The sequence below is a fragment of the Paenilisteria portnoyi genome (assembly GCF_014322795.1).
Taxonomy (GTDB): Bacteria; Bacillota; Bacilli; order Lactobacillales; family Listeriaceae; genus Listeria_A; species Listeria_A portnoyi.
The window spans coordinates 206,903-220,788 of the sequence record NZ_JAASTT010000001.1 but is presented as its reverse complement, the minus strand read 5'-3'; the positions used below and the strand labels follow the sequence as shown (position 1 = coordinate 220,788).

Here is a 13,886-nt window from a genome sequence, read left to right as displayed (position 1 = left end):
GGAAGCACGTCAGTATTTTACTAACTGGGGATTAACCTACGAAAAATTGAAGTATAAAGAGGAGGTTTCACAATGACACAAAAATTTAAAGTTGGTGATCGCGTGCAGGTGATTGCTGAAAGCAGGTTGTTAACAAATAAAATTCTTGAGATAGATGAAGATGGTGAAATGTATCGCGTAGGAACAATCGGTGATAACCGTTGGATTCATATCTACAACTTAGCCCCCGCACCAGCGTTAGTAGTCGTGCCACAGTGCGTCAGTCAATTTTTAAACCTCTACAAAGATAAAAATACGTGGTCCTTGACCGAGTTATTCGACTATTTATTTACAGCGAGAGAGCCTTTAGAAAAAGAAGTATACGAATGGATTCAAGCGAAAAATGGCAATGACGAATTATTCGCACGCGCTTGGCTTGAGGGCTACACGGTCGAAAAGGAGCCGTTGTATATGGTTGAGTTCCCAAGCCTTGCATATCCTACTTATCTTGTTAAAAGCGACGATGGAATATTAGCGTGGCAAAATACTGATAATGGAACACGATTCACTAAGCCAGAAATAAAGGCAATTGATGAACGTTACTGGCAATTTTCGGTGCCGGTTGAGGTGAGCGAATGATGAAAGCATATGAAGTGAGTGCGAAAGGTGAAGATTATAAGGTCATCGTATATTGCGATAAGCCTAGTGAAGCAAAAGCTTTAGCAAAATGCACGGATGCCCTCGGTGATGTTGATTGGCTTGCATTACGTCCGACACGCGCGCCATATGCAGACAACACTGAGCATTTAAGCGAAGAAGATCGTTGGACAATGCTTATTGAAAACGGCTGGTGGTTCGAGTCTGGGAATGTAAGAGTTGATAGTGATGACCTCGAAGGAATAAAAAAAGTTGGACTAAGTGCATATTTAGTGATGAAAGGTGGTTTAGAGGTATGAAGGAAACGTTATTTCATGCAAAAAATGGTTTGGTTTTAAAGGTTGCCCATCGAAAATCGGCTGTTGAATTCCATTTGGAGAGCCCAAACATTGAAAGCAGAAACCTAGATTTTCATTTCACACCCGCTGTTTTCAATAAATTATTAGATTATATACTCGTGGTAGCCAATGAATCCTGGTCAAATCCATCTCCACAAGACGCAAATAGTCCAGGAAGCGATTACTGGGAATATTACGATAAAAAATTGGACAACAACGGCTATTTATCAATTGACTTTATCGGAAATACACTGTCATTATCCCGCCCAGTAGACAAATATAACAAGCTGTACCAGTTCAACAAGCGGAAAATGGAATCATTCATGTTCGATATTTCAACAAAGAGGTGCATATGCTGATGAACTTGAATCAGATTGAGAAGGATAGGCTGTTTATTGATGATTGTATCAACGGATTAGTGAACGGAAGGTTGATACAAGAAGATAATCAACATATATTAGCTGCTATTTCAAACAGACTCCTCACAGAGCGTGAAAATGCAGAAATCGTTTATCAGTATACGACAAAAGCAGAAGAGCCGTGGTCATCAGAAGATAATTATTATCCGAAAGAAAAAGGTCTGATTACTGTTTATAGCGATGGCAGTCATGATTTTATACATTCAACTACGACTAAAAAAGGTGTATGGATTCCAATTGGAGAGGCGGAATGAAAATGGATAGAACGAAAGAAGAGTATAAACAAGTCGGCTATGAGTTTCCGGCTCGAATCGCATTTTATCTCATGGTAAATGAAAAAGGTGAACTGAGCCTATTCTTTAACAAGGTGAAAAATACTAAGACTCAGCTAGAAAATGTTAAATTCTCTGCACTGAAAGTTTTTATGTTAAGTGATAGCGTTGTTACACCGTTGCAGGTGGAGGATGTTCCAAATTTCGAAAAGATGAATGAGACTTTGAAAAAACTTCGATCAATCTGGATTGATCGAGGGGGAACAGGTGAGCAAAATGCCATTAACTAAAAGAGAAGCGGCAGTCATATCAGCGTATACAGGGTTTACATTATGTGATTTTAGTTTAGTGCAAGAGTTAGCAGATGAAAAATTAGGCAGATCAACCTATACACATGAATTTGCTAATAAACTTTTTTGGGAAGAGCTTCACACAGCTGTTCGAGGAGAGTTTTTAGAGATATGTAAAAGCATAAATACTCCCAGTCCCGATTGCAAGGAGGATGAATAATGGACCAGAATGAAGAATCTCGTTACGAGCGCGAAAAACGCCAATTAGCAATGATTGCAGGCTGTTACAAAATGGATAAGCAAGAAATTAAAGTTGATAAGGGCCATCTGGATTTATTAATACGACTTGCTATTGAACGGAATGAACTATTGCACGAACAGGAAAAAGCAGAGGAATGGTATTTACATTGTGATGACTCAGCTGATCGTTGTGGCTTCATGACTCAAAGCAAATATGAAATGACCTTCTCAGCTCAAAACGGTACACACCGCACAAAAGGAACTAAAATGCTGGTAATCTCAGCTAAGGAGGAACAAGATAATGAATTTAGACAAAATGTTAGCAGCTCAAAATGATTTCGATCAGCAGGTTATTACTTCACACGGTATAGAGTGGAGTCAAAAGGAACGCCTTCGTAATACGCTTGTTGCGCTAGATATTGAGTTATCAGAGTTTGCCAATGAAGCGCAATGGTTCAAAGTCTGGAAAAAAGACAAGCAAATAAATCAAGCAAAATTACTGGAAGAGTACATTGATGCGTTGCATTTTATGCTTTCCATCGCCAATCAGAAAAAGTTTGAAGGGTTCATGTCTATTTATTATGATGCAATTGAAGAATTGAGAGAATCTGGTTTTGATGGTGGTTTGAATGGTATCTACCTAGAATTAAAACATAATTTGCTCAGAATGACCGAGGCAGATGATGGGCAAGTGTTTGTTTTAAAATATACAAAATCAGAGTACTCTTTCAAAATGTCATGGTACCTATTCATCGCAATTGGTCTGATTGGCTTCGACTTCACAACAGAGCAAATTGAAACTGCCTATTTTGAAAAAATGAACATCAACAAGGAACGTCAGAAAAACGGATATTAGGACGGTGAGAGCGGATGAAACGGATATTAAATTACCCAGGGAGCAAATGGAGTATGGCAAAATGGATTATTGATCATATGCCCAGGCATGAGGTATATCTGGAACCCTATTTTGGGTCGGGAGCTATCTTTTTCAACAAACCAGTATCCCGGATTGAAACTGTAAATGACTTAGACTCGCGCATTGTAAATCTGTTTGAAGTAATAAGAAATAAGCCTGAGGAGCTTTGTAAAGCGATTGACTACACACCATTATCAAGGGAAGAACACCAAAAGTCATATATTGATGAAGGCGATGATGTAGAGAGGGCCAGGCGTTTCCTTGTCCGTTGTTGGCAAAGTATTGGGGCCAAGACATCAGATCGGACTGGTTGGAGATCAAGTATAAATGTCAATGGCACAAAGGCATATGAATGGAGCACCTTATCAACACGCATCATGCCTATAGCCGAAAGATTGAAATATGCTCAGATTGAAAATCAGCCTGCTTGCAAACTTATTCAAAGATATGACAGCCCAAATGCTTTGATTTACGCTGATCCACCATATCCAATGGAAACCAGGGCGAATAAAAGGCACTACGCTCACGAGATGAGTAATGATGATCATGTTGATCTTTTAGAAGTGCTAAGAGATCATTCGGGATACGTTATTCTTTCCAGCTATGAAAATGAGCTCTACAACAAGATGCTGCCAAACTGGATTAAAGAACATAAAGTTGTTAATGCGGAAAGTGGTGCAAAACGAGAAGAGGTCTTGTACATCAATCCGACGGCCGCACAATATACCGGTCAAATGACGATATTTGAAAACGCTACAAACTAAATTCCAAGATAGGTGGAGATTATTATGTCAGAAATTTTTATGAGTGAAAACAAACAAATGCAAGACGAAATCTTAAAACAGCTCACTGGCAATAGTATCGGCAAGTACACTAGACAGAAGCTACAACAGCAATTAAACGACTTGATGGACGAAAGAACCGCTGGAAAACGCAAAAAATGGGTACATGACACAATCAAAAGCGTTTTGGGTGATCGGACAGACATTAAGGATTTTACAAAAGCGGATCACACAAACTTGAGAAATAAAGGTATTATCCATGCTGAACTAGCCCATTTCTTCAATATGTCAAGTACTACTCTATCAAGGGAAATTGGCTCTGTGAAAGCAAACAAAGGTTTTGATAAAGAATTATTCCAACGTGAACGTGATGAGTACTACGTGTGAGGTGATTTTATGCCGAGTGGTGTAGTTGTTGAAGAAAGTTGTTTTTACTGTAATCAACCAGTATATGAAGAAGATTGGGCAATGGATTTTAGTAGTAAAGATGGTAGGTTTTTGGTTCACGATGAATGCACGAAAAAAAACAATCCAAATTACTACAATCTAGCTCATAGCACCAAGCAAGAACTTCTGGACGAGTTACATGCAGAAGGGTTATTTAAAAAGTAGGGGTGATTAAAGTGACTGATGATCAAGTTATGAAAAAATTTGACGAACGTTCGTTTGAGACAAGACGCAATATTTCAGATTTAACTCATTGTACTGACTACAAATTGACGGAATTGGTTGATATGACAGACGACGAAATAGATGCGCTGTATTTTGAAACTCGGTGCATCCGGGAAAGCTGACAGGGAGGGAGAAGCGATGGCGGAACTTGCGAGAATACGAGACGTCCGAGAACGGAACGGAAAACAGCTATTCATCGTTGAATTTGACGAGTATATACCAGATTACAGATTGAAGAAGATAAGCAATGACATTGAGGTGTCACTGCATGATGGACGTGGAAAGTCCCCAGCACAAAATAAAATCATTCATGCGCTAATGGGTGAAATTACAAGAGAATACATGGGCTCTGTGACATCATTACAAAAGAAAATCGATGCCGAGGACACTAAAATAGCTATGAAATCCATGTTTTGCGATTTAGTCGGCCGGGCTGAATTTTCCGTTGCTGATGCTACTATGTCCGATGCCACAGATTTTATCGAGTTTCTAATCAATTTCTGCATTGAAAATGGCGTTAAGTTGAAAAATAAAGAGCTGTACAAGGACTTTAACATCCAACATTGGGTATTCTGCTGCTTAATTCATAATAAATGCGCTATTGACGGAACCAGTAAAAACGTTGAAAAACACCATGCAGCCAACCTAGTCGGCATGGGCCGTAACCGAAAAAAGATTGACCATCTAGATTCTTGCTTTATCTCGCTATCAGCTGAATATCATCAGGAAGTACATAATATCGGCTGGGAACGCTTCAAGGCAAAGCATCATGTTGACTTTGTTAAGTTAAATGCATATTGGATCAAGGAGTTGAAAATTAAATGAAAAATATGGATTCCTTTCTGAAAGGGTGGTAAAATGAGATTAAGAGATTGTGACGTAGATCCCGATAAATTAACTATTGAGATCAGTGTCGATAATAAATCACCCCAGATACTTCTTATCTCAGAGGGAAAGGCTCGTATTGCCGAATTACCAGCGCACGGTGAAGCAATAGTGACTACTCATGATAACAAGGTAAAACGGGTGAAATGGGATGAGGGGGAACAGTTTTAATGTGGGATGCCTTAAGTGGTGTATCAGCAGCTTTAGCCGCATTATTATCATTTTTTGCGATTATCTATCAGGTGTGGTCAAATAAAAAATCGACCACACCAATACTAATTCCAGAACTAAAAACTTTTTCAGCAAATATTCATAATGTTATTTATGATTGGGATACAAATGAAGAACTGGATAAAAAATTTTCAAATTCTACCCTAGAGTTAAAAAATATTGGGAAAGAGTCCGCTGTGGATATTAGATACTCTTTTAGAATTGAAAATGAAGATGAATTGCAAGAGTATTTTTTGAAATCGAATAAACCTAAAAACACTCCGGATGCAAGGTTTGTAAAAATCTGTGATGATGAATTCTTAGGAAAAATTGTTGAGTTCCACAGAATAAGTGAGAAAGAACAATCTTATTCAAAAACTTACTTTGCGAATTCATATGTTAAAACTGGAAGTTCAATTGCAGCTAATTCAAGTGAAAAGATATATCTTCCATCCTATTTTATAGCAATTGTAAACCATAATTTTGTGGGAGAGCTAGGATATGAGGGTGAATTAAAACCGATTATGCCGATCTTGCGCTTAAAAATTAATTTCAAAGATATTTATTTAAAAGAATGGTCGGTTGTATACTTACTATCTATGTCTAGAGCGTATAGTTTTAAGAGTTATTCGAATTTAACTACTTCTGTTGAGTACGAACAAATTAATAAAATGAAGCGTATAAGAAGTAAGTGGGTGAAGTATATTCCCCTGCTAGCTATTGTATTATTCTATGCTTTTTTATATTAAAGAAAGATGCTATTAAAAAATAAATAAGTCCCACTGGACCACCAGAGGACACTAGTTTTGAGCGAAAGCTCTTAATTGGTGTCCTCTTTTTGTTTGTCTAAAAACAATAGAGGAGCTGAAAAAAGTGAAAGATTTAATACCAGAATACCAGGCTGATTTAAAAGCAGCTCGAAAGTGTTTGGCAAAATTGCAAAAAATAATCGATCTAAAAACCCCTCCTCTAGAGCATGGACAAAAGAGAAAAAGAAATGCTATTCCAGAGGATGCTATTAAATCCAAGCTAAATAGCATTATTGATAGTACGCAGTACGCGTTGGAATGGATTGAAAAAGGATATGAACCCGGACTAAGACGCCCAATAGAACGCCGATCCATGGAACAGCGAGAAATTAAGATTGAAGATGTGGAAGTCATGCGTAAATGGTTTATCCAAACCCACGGACTTGCTTATGAAATGGTGGATGAAAGTGTTGAAATAGCTGAATGGGACCGTATAAAGATGGAAGATGCCATGTCAACTCTGTCAGAGCAAGAGAAAAAAGCAATCTTGTTAAGGTATGAAGAAAACCTATCATGGAACCAGGTAGCCGACAAAATGGAAATAAGCGTACGTTCCGTTCGTTCCTATGCGGATAGGGCGAAGAAAAAAATTCAAGAACGACTTGACAAGAATTTATACTGTATGGCTATTTGAGCTTTGCCGCACAGTTGCCACCTACTATTGAGAACAGGAGTGAGTGTTGTGATGACAAGCTTTCTAAGTGACTTGATTCATTTGACGGAAGGTGAACTATTTGTTAAATACTGGTGGTTATGGCTATCTATACTAGTCCTGTTGCTCATAGCCTCGCATAAAAATAACCGCCCCAAAAAGTAGGAACAGCCCCAAAATTTATCTACAGAACCTCAAAACGAACGAAAGGAGGGGTACACTGTGCCGAAGCCTAGGAGTCCAAATCGAGATAAGGCATATGAAATTTACAAGGAACACAATGGAAAAATCGAGCTGAACACGATTGCTGCTAAATTAGGAATCGGAGACGGAACAGTTCGAGGTTGGAAAAATAAAGACAAGTGGGAGGAGCGCCTCTTCGGTATCCCTCCAAAAAAATCAATGGAACGCTCCGAACGTAATACGGAACGTTCCGAACCAAAGAAACGCGGTGGACAGGCTGGTAATACTAACGCCAAGGGCAAGGGCGCGAGCAAAACTGGTAATCAGAACGCTGTTAAGCATGGATTATTCGCCAAGTATATCCCAGATGAGGCGATTGAAATCATGGATGCATTTAATGATGCCGCCCCTCAAGATATCTTATGGGACATGATACAAATAAAATATGCAGCAATAATCAGAGCTCAAAAAATCATGTTAGTCACAGATAAGGACGAAATGATAAGAGAGTTGAAAGAAGTCCAGTATGATATTAGAGGTACAGCTAGCACCGGCTATAGCTCCTATGTTGCAAAAGAAGAGTTCGATTTCCAATTCGCTTGGGATAGACAAGCCACCTTTTTAAATGCCCAAAGTCGGGCGATGTCTGAATTGAGGTCATTAATCAAGCAGTATATCGAAATATCTGATCCAGATGAAGAAAGAAAATCTAAATTGGAGCTTATTCAAGCTAAAGTTGCTAAAGAGCGTGCCGAAGTAAATAAACTATTAGAACCCAATAAAACACCAGCACCGACGACCATTATCGTTAAAAGGGCGGGTGATAGCTAATGTATGCTCTAGATCAAGATGAAGAAGAACTAGGCCCCATTCAGTTCACTACAAATCCCCATTTTGAAGATTATGTGTTCGACTGGTCCCGAAAAAATTATTTCTTAGTGGGTGGTTATGGCTCATCCAAGAGCTACCACACCGCATTTAAGTTGCTACTAAAAGGATTAGAAGAAAAGCGCAAAATGCTGGTAATCCGTGAAGTATACGACACTCACAGAGATTCCACTTTCTCATTATTTGAAGAACTTATCGAATTAATGGATCTCGAGGGTCGCGGATTGGTCAAAGCGATGCAATCACCCATGCAGATACGTTTTTCAAACGGCAGTCGTATTATTTTCAAAGGTATGGACAAGCCGGCTAAGCTGAAATCAATAAATGGCATATCGATTGTATGGTTGGAAGAGTGTAGCGAGGTCAAGTATACAGGATTTAAAGAGCTGTTAGGTCGATTACGGCACCCCACTTTATCGCTCCATATTTTGTTAAGTACCAATCCCGTTGGCAAAGATAACTGGTCCTATAAGCACTTTTTCAAAGATGAACAAAATAAACGTCTAATCATGGATGATCAAGAATTATACAAGAAGCGCATCATCAAGACAGAAGATACCTATTATCACCATTCAACCGTTGATGACAATTACTATGCTCCAAAATCATACATTACTCAGCTGGATGAAATGAAACTCTACGACCTGGACATGTACCGAATCGCTCGAAAAGGTCGTTTCGGTGTCAATGGTATCCGCGTACTGCCGCAGCTAGTAGTTAAAAGTCACAAAGAGGTTATGAAGGCTATTAATGCTATCAATAAGCCAATGGCAAGGGCTGGAATGGACTTTGGTTTCGTAGAATCCAAGAATGCGGTTTTACGGATGGTTATAGATCCTGAAAAGCTTATCCTTTATGTCCATTGGGAGTACTACAAAAACGGCATGACTGATCCAGAAACTGCCGTTGACTTAGAAAGCTTCAAGCAATCACAAGAGCTGATAATAGCTGATAGTGCTGAACCAAAAACAATTGCGTACTTTAGAAAACAAGGTTTTAACATGATTGAAGCCTTGAAGTTCCCAGGTTCACGGCTTCAAAATACCAAGAAAATCAAGCGATTCAGGCAAATAATTGTATCGGATGCCTGTGAAAACACGATTTACGAGCTAAAAGACCTTACATTTGCTAAGGACAAGTTAGGCGAAATCATTGAGGATGAGTTCAATATTGACCCACATACATTTTCGGCAATGTGGTATGGCCTTGATGGTTACGATGTACCAGATATCAAAGAAGAGACGGATAAATCCATTAAAAAACGCAAGGAAAGACGGAAGGAGAGACGCAAACGTGGGTAAAAAAGTAACTGCACAAGTATTTAAAGCAAAAGATGGAGCTGGGAATGGCTCAACAAATCAAATAAATGCAGAAGATAAATTAGCAGGTTCATTTACGGAGGTAGACAGCGTAATTAATCCACCGTATAACTTGGATGAGCTATCCAAAATACCCGAGTATTCAACAATTCTCCAGCAGTGCATTGATGCATACAAAACAAATATTATCGGTTTTGGCATCGAGGGGAAATCACGAATCGATTTAAATGGGGATGATGTGACTGAGGACATCAAGTTGAAAAGTGAAAACGAGCAGAAAAGCCTATCAAATTTTATTAAATATGCCAACATGGATGAAGGTACGGAGGCTATTCTTCAACATGTTTTAGAAGATCGAGAACGAACTGGAAATGGCTATATAGAAGTGTTGCGGAATGGTAAAAATATGCCTGATGGGTTCGAGTTCGCCGCTGCCCAATTCATTCGAGTATGCAAAAAGACGAACCCTGTTGAAGTAACATACCAGATTATTGATGCAGAAGGGAACGAAACCGAGATAAAGAGAAAGAAAAGATTTCGGCGCTATTTACAAATTATTGATGATAAAAAAATATGGTTTAAAGAATATGGCGATCCTAGGATTATGGATTATAAAACGGGTGAGTATAGCGAGTCCGTTGAGCCAGAATCACAAGCCACAGAGCTCCTCCATTTCAAAATCGGTTCTGGAACATATGGAAAACCGCGGTGGATTGGGAATATTGTTGGTCTATATGGAGCCAGAAAGGCCGAAGAACTGAATTTGCTGTACTTTAAAAACGGCCGACATGTTCCAGCTGCTATCACAGTGACCAATGGGGAGCTAGATGATGAGTCGTATAACAGCATTCAGGAATACATGAATAATGTTTCCGGTACTGAGAATGCTCATCAATTTCTCCTTCTTGAAGTTAAAGGCGATGAGGTTGAGAATCAAAAGGGCGAGATTGAGACAACTGATGTCAAAGTTGAAATCAAATCCTTAGCCGATATGTTGCAAAAAGATGCCTTGTTCCTTGAATACGACGAATCACATCGCAAAAAGATGCGTTCAGCGTTTAGGCTACCGCCGCTTTATACTGGAGAGGCTGATGAATACAATAAGGCTACTGCTGAGACTGCTAAGAAAATTACTGAGGAACAAGTATTCCAGCCAGAGCGTCGTGCTTTTGCTAGAACACTTAATGCGGCCTTCCTTGAACCGCTAGGTATTCACGAGGCTAAATTAGAACTTAAGAGTCCTGATTTGACCGATATTACCTCTATTGCTCCAGCTTTATATCCATTCAATAGTGCTGGCGCCGTACTACCTAACGATATTCGGCCGTTGCTAAGTAAGCTGCTAGGGAAAAAGGTAGATGATGTACCAGAGGAGTTAAATAAGCCTATTCAGTTGCTATTAGCTGAGATGCAGGCGAATAATCAGGCGCCTAGTGATCCAAATTCACTTAGCAATATACAAAAGAGTTTCGAATATGATGAGCAATCATTAATTATGAAAGACATGAGAGACTTGCTAATGGAGTTGAGGGATCATGGAAAGATATGATAAGGTTGTAGCAATCATCAAGCGAATTGATGCCTACGTTGATACGATTAGTAAGGCAGACTTTGACCCAAATTTACTTGATGAGGTCGGAATGGATAAAATACCACAGTTCGTTGAGAGCTTCGAGAAGGTCATTTCTAGGCTACTTCGAGAACAAATGGCTTATTATATTAATGCTATGAAAAAGGCCGTAAAAAAAGCTGAATCTGATCTCACAGTTGAAGAACTGATGAGGTACTACTCGAATGATTTATTTAAAGGTGATGAGTTCCGTGAAAATATGTCTATGGAAGCCTCTAAATTCTTAGAAGCAACAACATCTGACATTTCTGGGACGATTATGGAGACGCTAGACAAAGATGTATCTTTTAATCGCCTATCTGGTCGTTCAATGACTTGGATTCAGGAATGGTCGGACGAGTTAGCAAAAATTATGGACATTCATTCCAAGGACCAAGTAGAATCCGTCTTGTTCAATGCGCTCAAAGACGGTAAAGGGATTCAAAGTGTAGAGCTAGCGCTCAAAGATTTGCCGGCTTTTAATCGTAATAGAGCGCGAACTACAGCAATCACAGAGGTATTAACTGCTTCAAGCGTTGCACTGCAAGAGGCTTTTGAACAGTCGCCCAGTGTCGAGGGGAAGAAATGGAAACACTCTGGGGGGAAAGGAATCGCACCCAGATCAAACCATATAGAGCTTAGCGGAACGGTCGTCGATGTTGATCAACCCTTTATGATTCCAGATAGTGGCGAGTTGGCCATGTTCCCTCGAGATCCATCACTTTCACCAAAAGAACGAATAAACTGTCAATGCACCATGGGGCCTGATGTAAACGAGGATATCCTAGGGTGGTCCAAAGAGGATAAAGAAAAAGCACGTGCCGAAGTACTGGGTGAAATGGATAAAAAAACAACTCCTATTGCTTCATCTTTGGACAAATTGAAAGAGAATGTTGGTAAAGCTGTTGTGAGTGAGGTTGAGTTGCTTGAAACAGGTGCTGTTGTTCAAAAAGAAGTGGACACACGTATTAAAGCTGTTACGAAGGAATTCCAGAGAATCGAGAAGGAATTTGAGGATGTGAAAAGCAAGCTTTTGACGAATGATATTGCGGACAGTAGTGAATATGAGAAGAAATATCAGGATCTACAAAAAATGAAGCAACTACTTGCTGATAGAAGGGCGGAGACTACGGCTAATATTCTGTCTGAAATACGCTCATTTGACACTGTCCGCATGCAGAATTTCGCTATAGGCTCCCAAGTTAAACTTTCAAGAGAGATATCAGGCGTTTCTTTTCTCTTTCCTGATGACTGGGTTACTAAATCAAATAAAGCAGGCTCGTTACTCGTGAAAAATGTAAGACGAGGCTATTATATGCATGATAATCAGAAAGCAACAATTGCACTTAATGCTAAACATAATACTTTTGGTACTGCGCTTCATGAGATGGGACACCGTTTTGAGTATATTATTCCCGGACTTTTAGAGGCTGAAAAGCAGTTCTATACTCGTCGAACCCTTAACGAACCGTTGGTGCATATGGGACCAGGATATAATAAAAAAGAACAAACTCGTGTTGACAATTTCATACGAAAATACATGGGTAAAGATTATGATGGACGGGCATACGAACTGTTTTCAATGGGAATTGAAGGTTTGTATAGTTTAAGTTATGATATTTACAAGGATAAGGAATACTTGCATTTCATATTGGGGGTGTTAGCAAGATTATGAAGGGATATTTTAAAATCAAGGGTTTGGTGAACGGCTCGGAGTATGAGTTAGAGTGGAAAAATGGACAATTTATTTCAGGAGATGAATCCTTGCTAAAATTGATCTATTTAGACCACTCAACAAAGCTTAAAACAAAATGGAGTCTTTCTATTGCCAACGGGTACAGCCCTGTTGCACGTGGCAAAGAGCTAGAACATACACTTTCGGCATATTATTTTGTTAGAAATGAGATATTCGACTCCATTATAGAAGATGAGTACGATGGGCCGTATTTACCCGGAACTCCAGCCGATACGATAACATAAAAACAAGAGCAGTTTTCATAATTGCTCTTGTTTTTGTCTAACTAAAACCTCATATTTATATTTAATTAGTTGATTATAAAAAAATTTTTGTCGGCTTCTCTCTGTACTAATCATTTGTGGGAATAATTCAAACAAAGCTCGCAAAAAGCAACATATAACAATGACAATAGGTGTAATAATAGCTATACCGAAATAATTATTTTTTAATAATTGATCTTGAACAAAACTATTCCAACTAGGTAGGGCAAGCGCAGCAATTAATACATATATCCAAGAAAGATTTTTACTATTGGTCGAAATGATTTTCTCCGAGACACTAATTATTTCATTGATATCCTTATCACCATGAAGATTATATTTTTCTAGTAGTTCATTTAACACTGCAAACTTATATTGCTCGTATGTAGTACAACCTTTCGATTTATAAATTATTTTCCTTTTTTTTCTGCCTTGATTATGTACAAATAACATATACACAAATATCATAAATACTATCAAATAAGAAATAAGAGATGTGCCTAGACAAAAATTTACTACTTGCATTGAAACAAACGATATCACAGCCCATGTCCCCACAAGCCGATTGTAAGCTTTTTTTTGCTGAGGCACACTGCTGATAATATTATTTAGATTTGCAATTCGATCATATTCTTCAACTATTTTGTCGTACATAGATTTGCACTCCTTTTTTGATTTATAAGACTCATTTTACCATAATTTTTTGGAAGTATGTAGAGTTAAAAGGACTATAAAAACACCATTTTGCTGGCTAATCGATGAGTTATA

22 protein-coding genes are annotated in these 13,886 nt (G+C 38.7%); 21 read left to right on the top strand and 1 reads right to left on the bottom strand.

Features of this window, described 5'->3' with window-relative positions; all coding sequences use genetic code 11:
- Positions 1-72: 72 nt before the first annotated feature.
- The 21 genes from HCJ66_RS01140 (at position 73) to HCJ66_RS01040 (ending at position 13,100) form a co-directional block, all read left to right on the top strand.
- On the top strand, positions 73-618 hold the full coding sequence (locus tag HCJ66_RS01140; protein WP_187131494.1) for a DUF1642 domain-containing protein: 546 nt from the start codon (positions 73-75) through the stop codon (positions 616-618).
- Positions 615-935 (top strand): hypothetical protein, encoded by a 321-nt coding sequence (locus HCJ66_RS01135; protein ID WP_187131493.1) that lies wholly within the window; start codon positions 615-617, stop codon positions 933-935. The genes HCJ66_RS01140 and HCJ66_RS01135 overlap by 4 nt, the downstream gene beginning before the upstream one ends.
- Complete coding sequence (locus tag HCJ66_RS01130) at positions 932-1,333, top strand: hypothetical protein (RefSeq protein WP_187131492.1); 402 nt, start codon at positions 932-934, stop codon at positions 1,331-1,333. Before HCJ66_RS01135 ends, HCJ66_RS01130 begins: the two co-directional genes overlap by 4 nt.
- Positions 1,327-1,647 (top strand): hypothetical protein, encoded by a 321-nt coding sequence (locus HCJ66_RS01125; RefSeq protein WP_187131491.1) that lies wholly within the window; start codon positions 1,327-1,329, stop codon positions 1,645-1,647. The genes HCJ66_RS01130 and HCJ66_RS01125 overlap by 7 nt, the downstream gene beginning before the upstream one ends.
- A gap of 2 nt (positions 1,648-1,649) precedes the next feature.
- Positions 1,650-1,955: a hypothetical protein gene (locus HCJ66_RS01120; protein WP_187131490.1), complete on the top strand. Its 306-nt coding sequence runs from the start codon at positions 1,650-1,652 to the stop codon at positions 1,953-1,955.
- The gene (locus tag HCJ66_RS01115) at positions 1,942-2,175 is read left to right on the top strand and encodes a DUF7736 domain-containing protein (RefSeq protein WP_187131489.1); all 234 of its coding nucleotides are present in this window, start codon (positions 1,942-1,944) and stop codon (positions 2,173-2,175) included. Before HCJ66_RS01120 ends, HCJ66_RS01115 begins: the two co-directional genes overlap by 14 nt.
- Entirely contained in the window at positions 2,175-2,531 is a 357-nt protein-coding gene (locus HCJ66_RS01110; RefSeq protein ID WP_187131488.1) for a hypothetical protein, read from the top strand. Before HCJ66_RS01115 ends, HCJ66_RS01110 begins: the two co-directional genes overlap by 1 nt.
- Positions 2,497-3,051, top strand: coding sequence for a dUTP diphosphatase (locus HCJ66_RS01105; protein WP_187131487.1), 555 nt, complete (start codon positions 2,497-2,499; stop codon positions 3,049-3,051). The genes HCJ66_RS01110 and HCJ66_RS01105 overlap by 35 nt, the downstream gene beginning before the upstream one ends.
- A 14-nt stretch (positions 3,052-3,065) precedes the next feature.
- Positions 3,066-3,875, top strand: a complete 810-nt coding sequence (locus tag HCJ66_RS01100) for a DNA adenine methylase (protein ID WP_187131486.1) — start codon at positions 3,066-3,068, stop codon at positions 3,873-3,875.
- Between the two features lie 24 nt (positions 3,876-3,899).
- Positions 3,900-4,280 carry a DUF2481 family protein gene (locus HCJ66_RS01095; protein ID WP_187131485.1) on the top strand — a complete coding sequence of 127 codons (381 nt, stop codon included), beginning with the start codon at positions 3,900-3,902 and terminating at the stop codon, positions 4,278-4,280.
- Positions 4,281-4,289: 9 nt separating this feature from the next.
- Positions 4,290-4,505, top strand: coding sequence for a hypothetical protein (locus HCJ66_RS01090; RefSeq protein ID WP_187131484.1), 216 nt, complete (start codon positions 4,290-4,292; stop codon positions 4,503-4,505).
- Between the two features lie 11 nt (positions 4,506-4,516).
- Positions 4,517-4,687, top strand: a complete 171-nt coding sequence (locus tag HCJ66_RS01085) for a hypothetical protein (protein ID WP_187131483.1) — start codon at positions 4,517-4,519, stop codon at positions 4,685-4,687.
- 16 nt (positions 4,688-4,703) lie between these two features.
- Positions 4,704-5,390, top strand: coding sequence for a putative HNHc nuclease (locus HCJ66_RS01080; RefSeq protein WP_187131482.1), 687 nt, complete (start codon positions 4,704-4,706; stop codon positions 5,388-5,390).
- Between the two features lie 33 nt (positions 5,391-5,423).
- The gene (locus tag HCJ66_RS01075; protein WP_187131481.1) at positions 5,424-5,621 is read left to right on the top strand and encodes an XtrA/YqaO family protein; all 198 of its coding nucleotides are present in this window, start codon (positions 5,424-5,426) and stop codon (positions 5,619-5,621) included.
- Positions 5,621-6,409, top strand: coding sequence for a hypothetical protein (locus HCJ66_RS01070; RefSeq protein ID WP_187131480.1), 789 nt, complete (start codon positions 5,621-5,623; stop codon positions 6,407-6,409). Before HCJ66_RS01075 ends, HCJ66_RS01070 begins: the two co-directional genes overlap by 1 nt.
- 124 nt (positions 6,410-6,533) lie before the next feature.
- Positions 6,534-7,103, top strand: a complete 570-nt coding sequence (locus HCJ66_RS01065) for a sigma-70 family RNA polymerase sigma factor (RefSeq protein WP_187131479.1) — start codon at positions 6,534-6,536, stop codon at positions 7,101-7,103.
- 240 nt (positions 7,104-7,343) lie between these two features.
- Positions 7,344-8,135 (top strand): phage terminase small subunit, encoded by a 792-nt coding sequence (gene terS, locus HCJ66_RS01060; RefSeq protein ID WP_187131478.1) that lies wholly within the window; start codon positions 7,344-7,346, stop codon positions 8,133-8,135.
- Entirely contained in the window at positions 8,135-9,493 is a 1,359-nt protein-coding gene (locus HCJ66_RS01055) for a PBSX family phage terminase large subunit (RefSeq protein WP_187131477.1), read from the top strand. The genes terS and HCJ66_RS01055 overlap by 1 nt, the downstream gene beginning before the upstream one ends.
- On the top strand, positions 9,486-11,060 hold the full coding sequence (locus HCJ66_RS01050) for a phage portal protein (protein WP_343068937.1): 1,575 nt from the start codon (positions 9,486-9,488) through the stop codon (positions 11,058-11,060). Before HCJ66_RS01055 ends, HCJ66_RS01050 begins: the two co-directional genes overlap by 8 nt.
- On the top strand, positions 11,047-12,795 hold the full coding sequence (locus HCJ66_RS01045; RefSeq protein WP_187131476.1) for a phage minor head protein: 1,749 nt from the start codon (positions 11,047-11,049) through the stop codon (positions 12,793-12,795). The genes HCJ66_RS01050 and HCJ66_RS01045 overlap by 14 nt, the downstream gene beginning before the upstream one ends.
- On the top strand, positions 12,792-13,100 hold the full coding sequence (locus tag HCJ66_RS01040) for a hypothetical protein (RefSeq protein ID WP_187131475.1): 309 nt from the start codon (positions 12,792-12,794) through the stop codon (positions 13,098-13,100). The genes HCJ66_RS01045 and HCJ66_RS01040 overlap by 4 nt, the downstream gene beginning before the upstream one ends.
- A 15-nt stretch (positions 13,101-13,115) precedes the next feature.
- On the opposite strand, the gene HCJ66_RS01035 is transcribed toward HCJ66_RS01040, so the two are convergent.
- Positions 13,116-13,772, bottom strand: a complete 657-nt coding sequence (locus tag HCJ66_RS01035) for a hypothetical protein (protein WP_187131474.1) — start codon at positions 13,770-13,772, stop codon at positions 13,116-13,118.
- Positions 13,773-13,886 lie beyond the last annotated feature (114 nt).

Excerpts from the sequence above, each read along its gene's own strand:
- HCJ66_RS01095 (WP_187131485.1), top strand. The coding sequence starts at position 3,900 with ATGTCAGAAATTTTTATGAGTGAAAACAAACAAATGCAAGACGAAATC.
- HCJ66_RS01105 (WP_187131487.1), top strand. The coding sequence starts at position 2,497 with ATGAATTTAGACAAAATGTTAGCAGCTCAAAATGATTTCGATCAGCAG.
- HCJ66_RS01055 (WP_187131477.1), top strand. The coding sequence starts at position 8,135 with ATGTATGCTCTAGATCAAGATGAAGAAGAACTAGGCCCCATTCAGTTC.
- HCJ66_RS01140 (WP_187131494.1), top strand. The coding sequence starts at position 73 with ATGACACAAAAATTTAAAGTTGGTGATCGCGTGCAGGTGATTGCTGAA.
- HCJ66_RS01040 (WP_187131475.1), top strand. The coding sequence starts at position 12,792 with ATGAAGGGATATTTTAAAATCAAGGGTTTGGTGAACGGCTCGGAGTAT.
- HCJ66_RS01075 (WP_187131481.1), top strand. The coding sequence starts at position 5,424 with ATGAGATTAAGAGATTGTGACGTAGATCCCGATAAATTAACTATTGAG.
- HCJ66_RS01035 (WP_187131474.1), bottom strand. The coding sequence starts at position 13,772 with ATGTACGACAAAATAGTTGAAGAATATGATCGAATTGCAAATCTAAAT.
- HCJ66_RS01110 (WP_187131488.1), top strand. The coding sequence starts at position 2,175 with ATGGACCAGAATGAAGAATCTCGTTACGAGCGCGAAAAACGCCAATTA.
- HCJ66_RS01125 (WP_187131491.1), top strand. The coding sequence starts at position 1,327 with ATGCTGATGAACTTGAATCAGATTGAGAAGGATAGGCTGTTTATTGAT.
- HCJ66_RS01130 (WP_187131492.1), top strand. The coding sequence starts at position 932 with ATGAAGGAAACGTTATTTCATGCAAAAAATGGTTTGGTTTTAAAGGTT.
- HCJ66_RS01120 (WP_187131490.1), top strand. The coding sequence starts at position 1,650 with ATGGATAGAACGAAAGAAGAGTATAAACAAGTCGGCTATGAGTTTCCG.
- HCJ66_RS01135 (WP_187131493.1), top strand. The coding sequence starts at position 615 with ATGATGAAAGCATATGAAGTGAGTGCGAAAGGTGAAGATTATAAGGTC.
- HCJ66_RS01045 (WP_187131476.1), top strand. The coding sequence starts at position 11,047 with ATGGAAAGATATGATAAGGTTGTAGCAATCATCAAGCGAATTGATGCC.
- HCJ66_RS01100 (WP_187131486.1), top strand. The coding sequence starts at position 3,066 with ATGAAACGGATATTAAATTACCCAGGGAGCAAATGGAGTATGGCAAAA.
- HCJ66_RS01090 (WP_187131484.1), top strand. The coding sequence starts at position 4,290 with ATGCCGAGTGGTGTAGTTGTTGAAGAAAGTTGTTTTTACTGTAATCAA.
- HCJ66_RS01080 (WP_187131482.1), top strand. The coding sequence starts at position 4,704 with ATGGCGGAACTTGCGAGAATACGAGACGTCCGAGAACGGAACGGAAAA.
- HCJ66_RS01070 (WP_187131480.1), top strand. The coding sequence starts at position 5,621 with ATGTGGGATGCCTTAAGTGGTGTATCAGCAGCTTTAGCCGCATTATTA.
- HCJ66_RS01115 (WP_187131489.1), top strand. The coding sequence starts at position 1,942 with ATGCCATTAACTAAAAGAGAAGCGGCAGTCATATCAGCGTATACAGGG.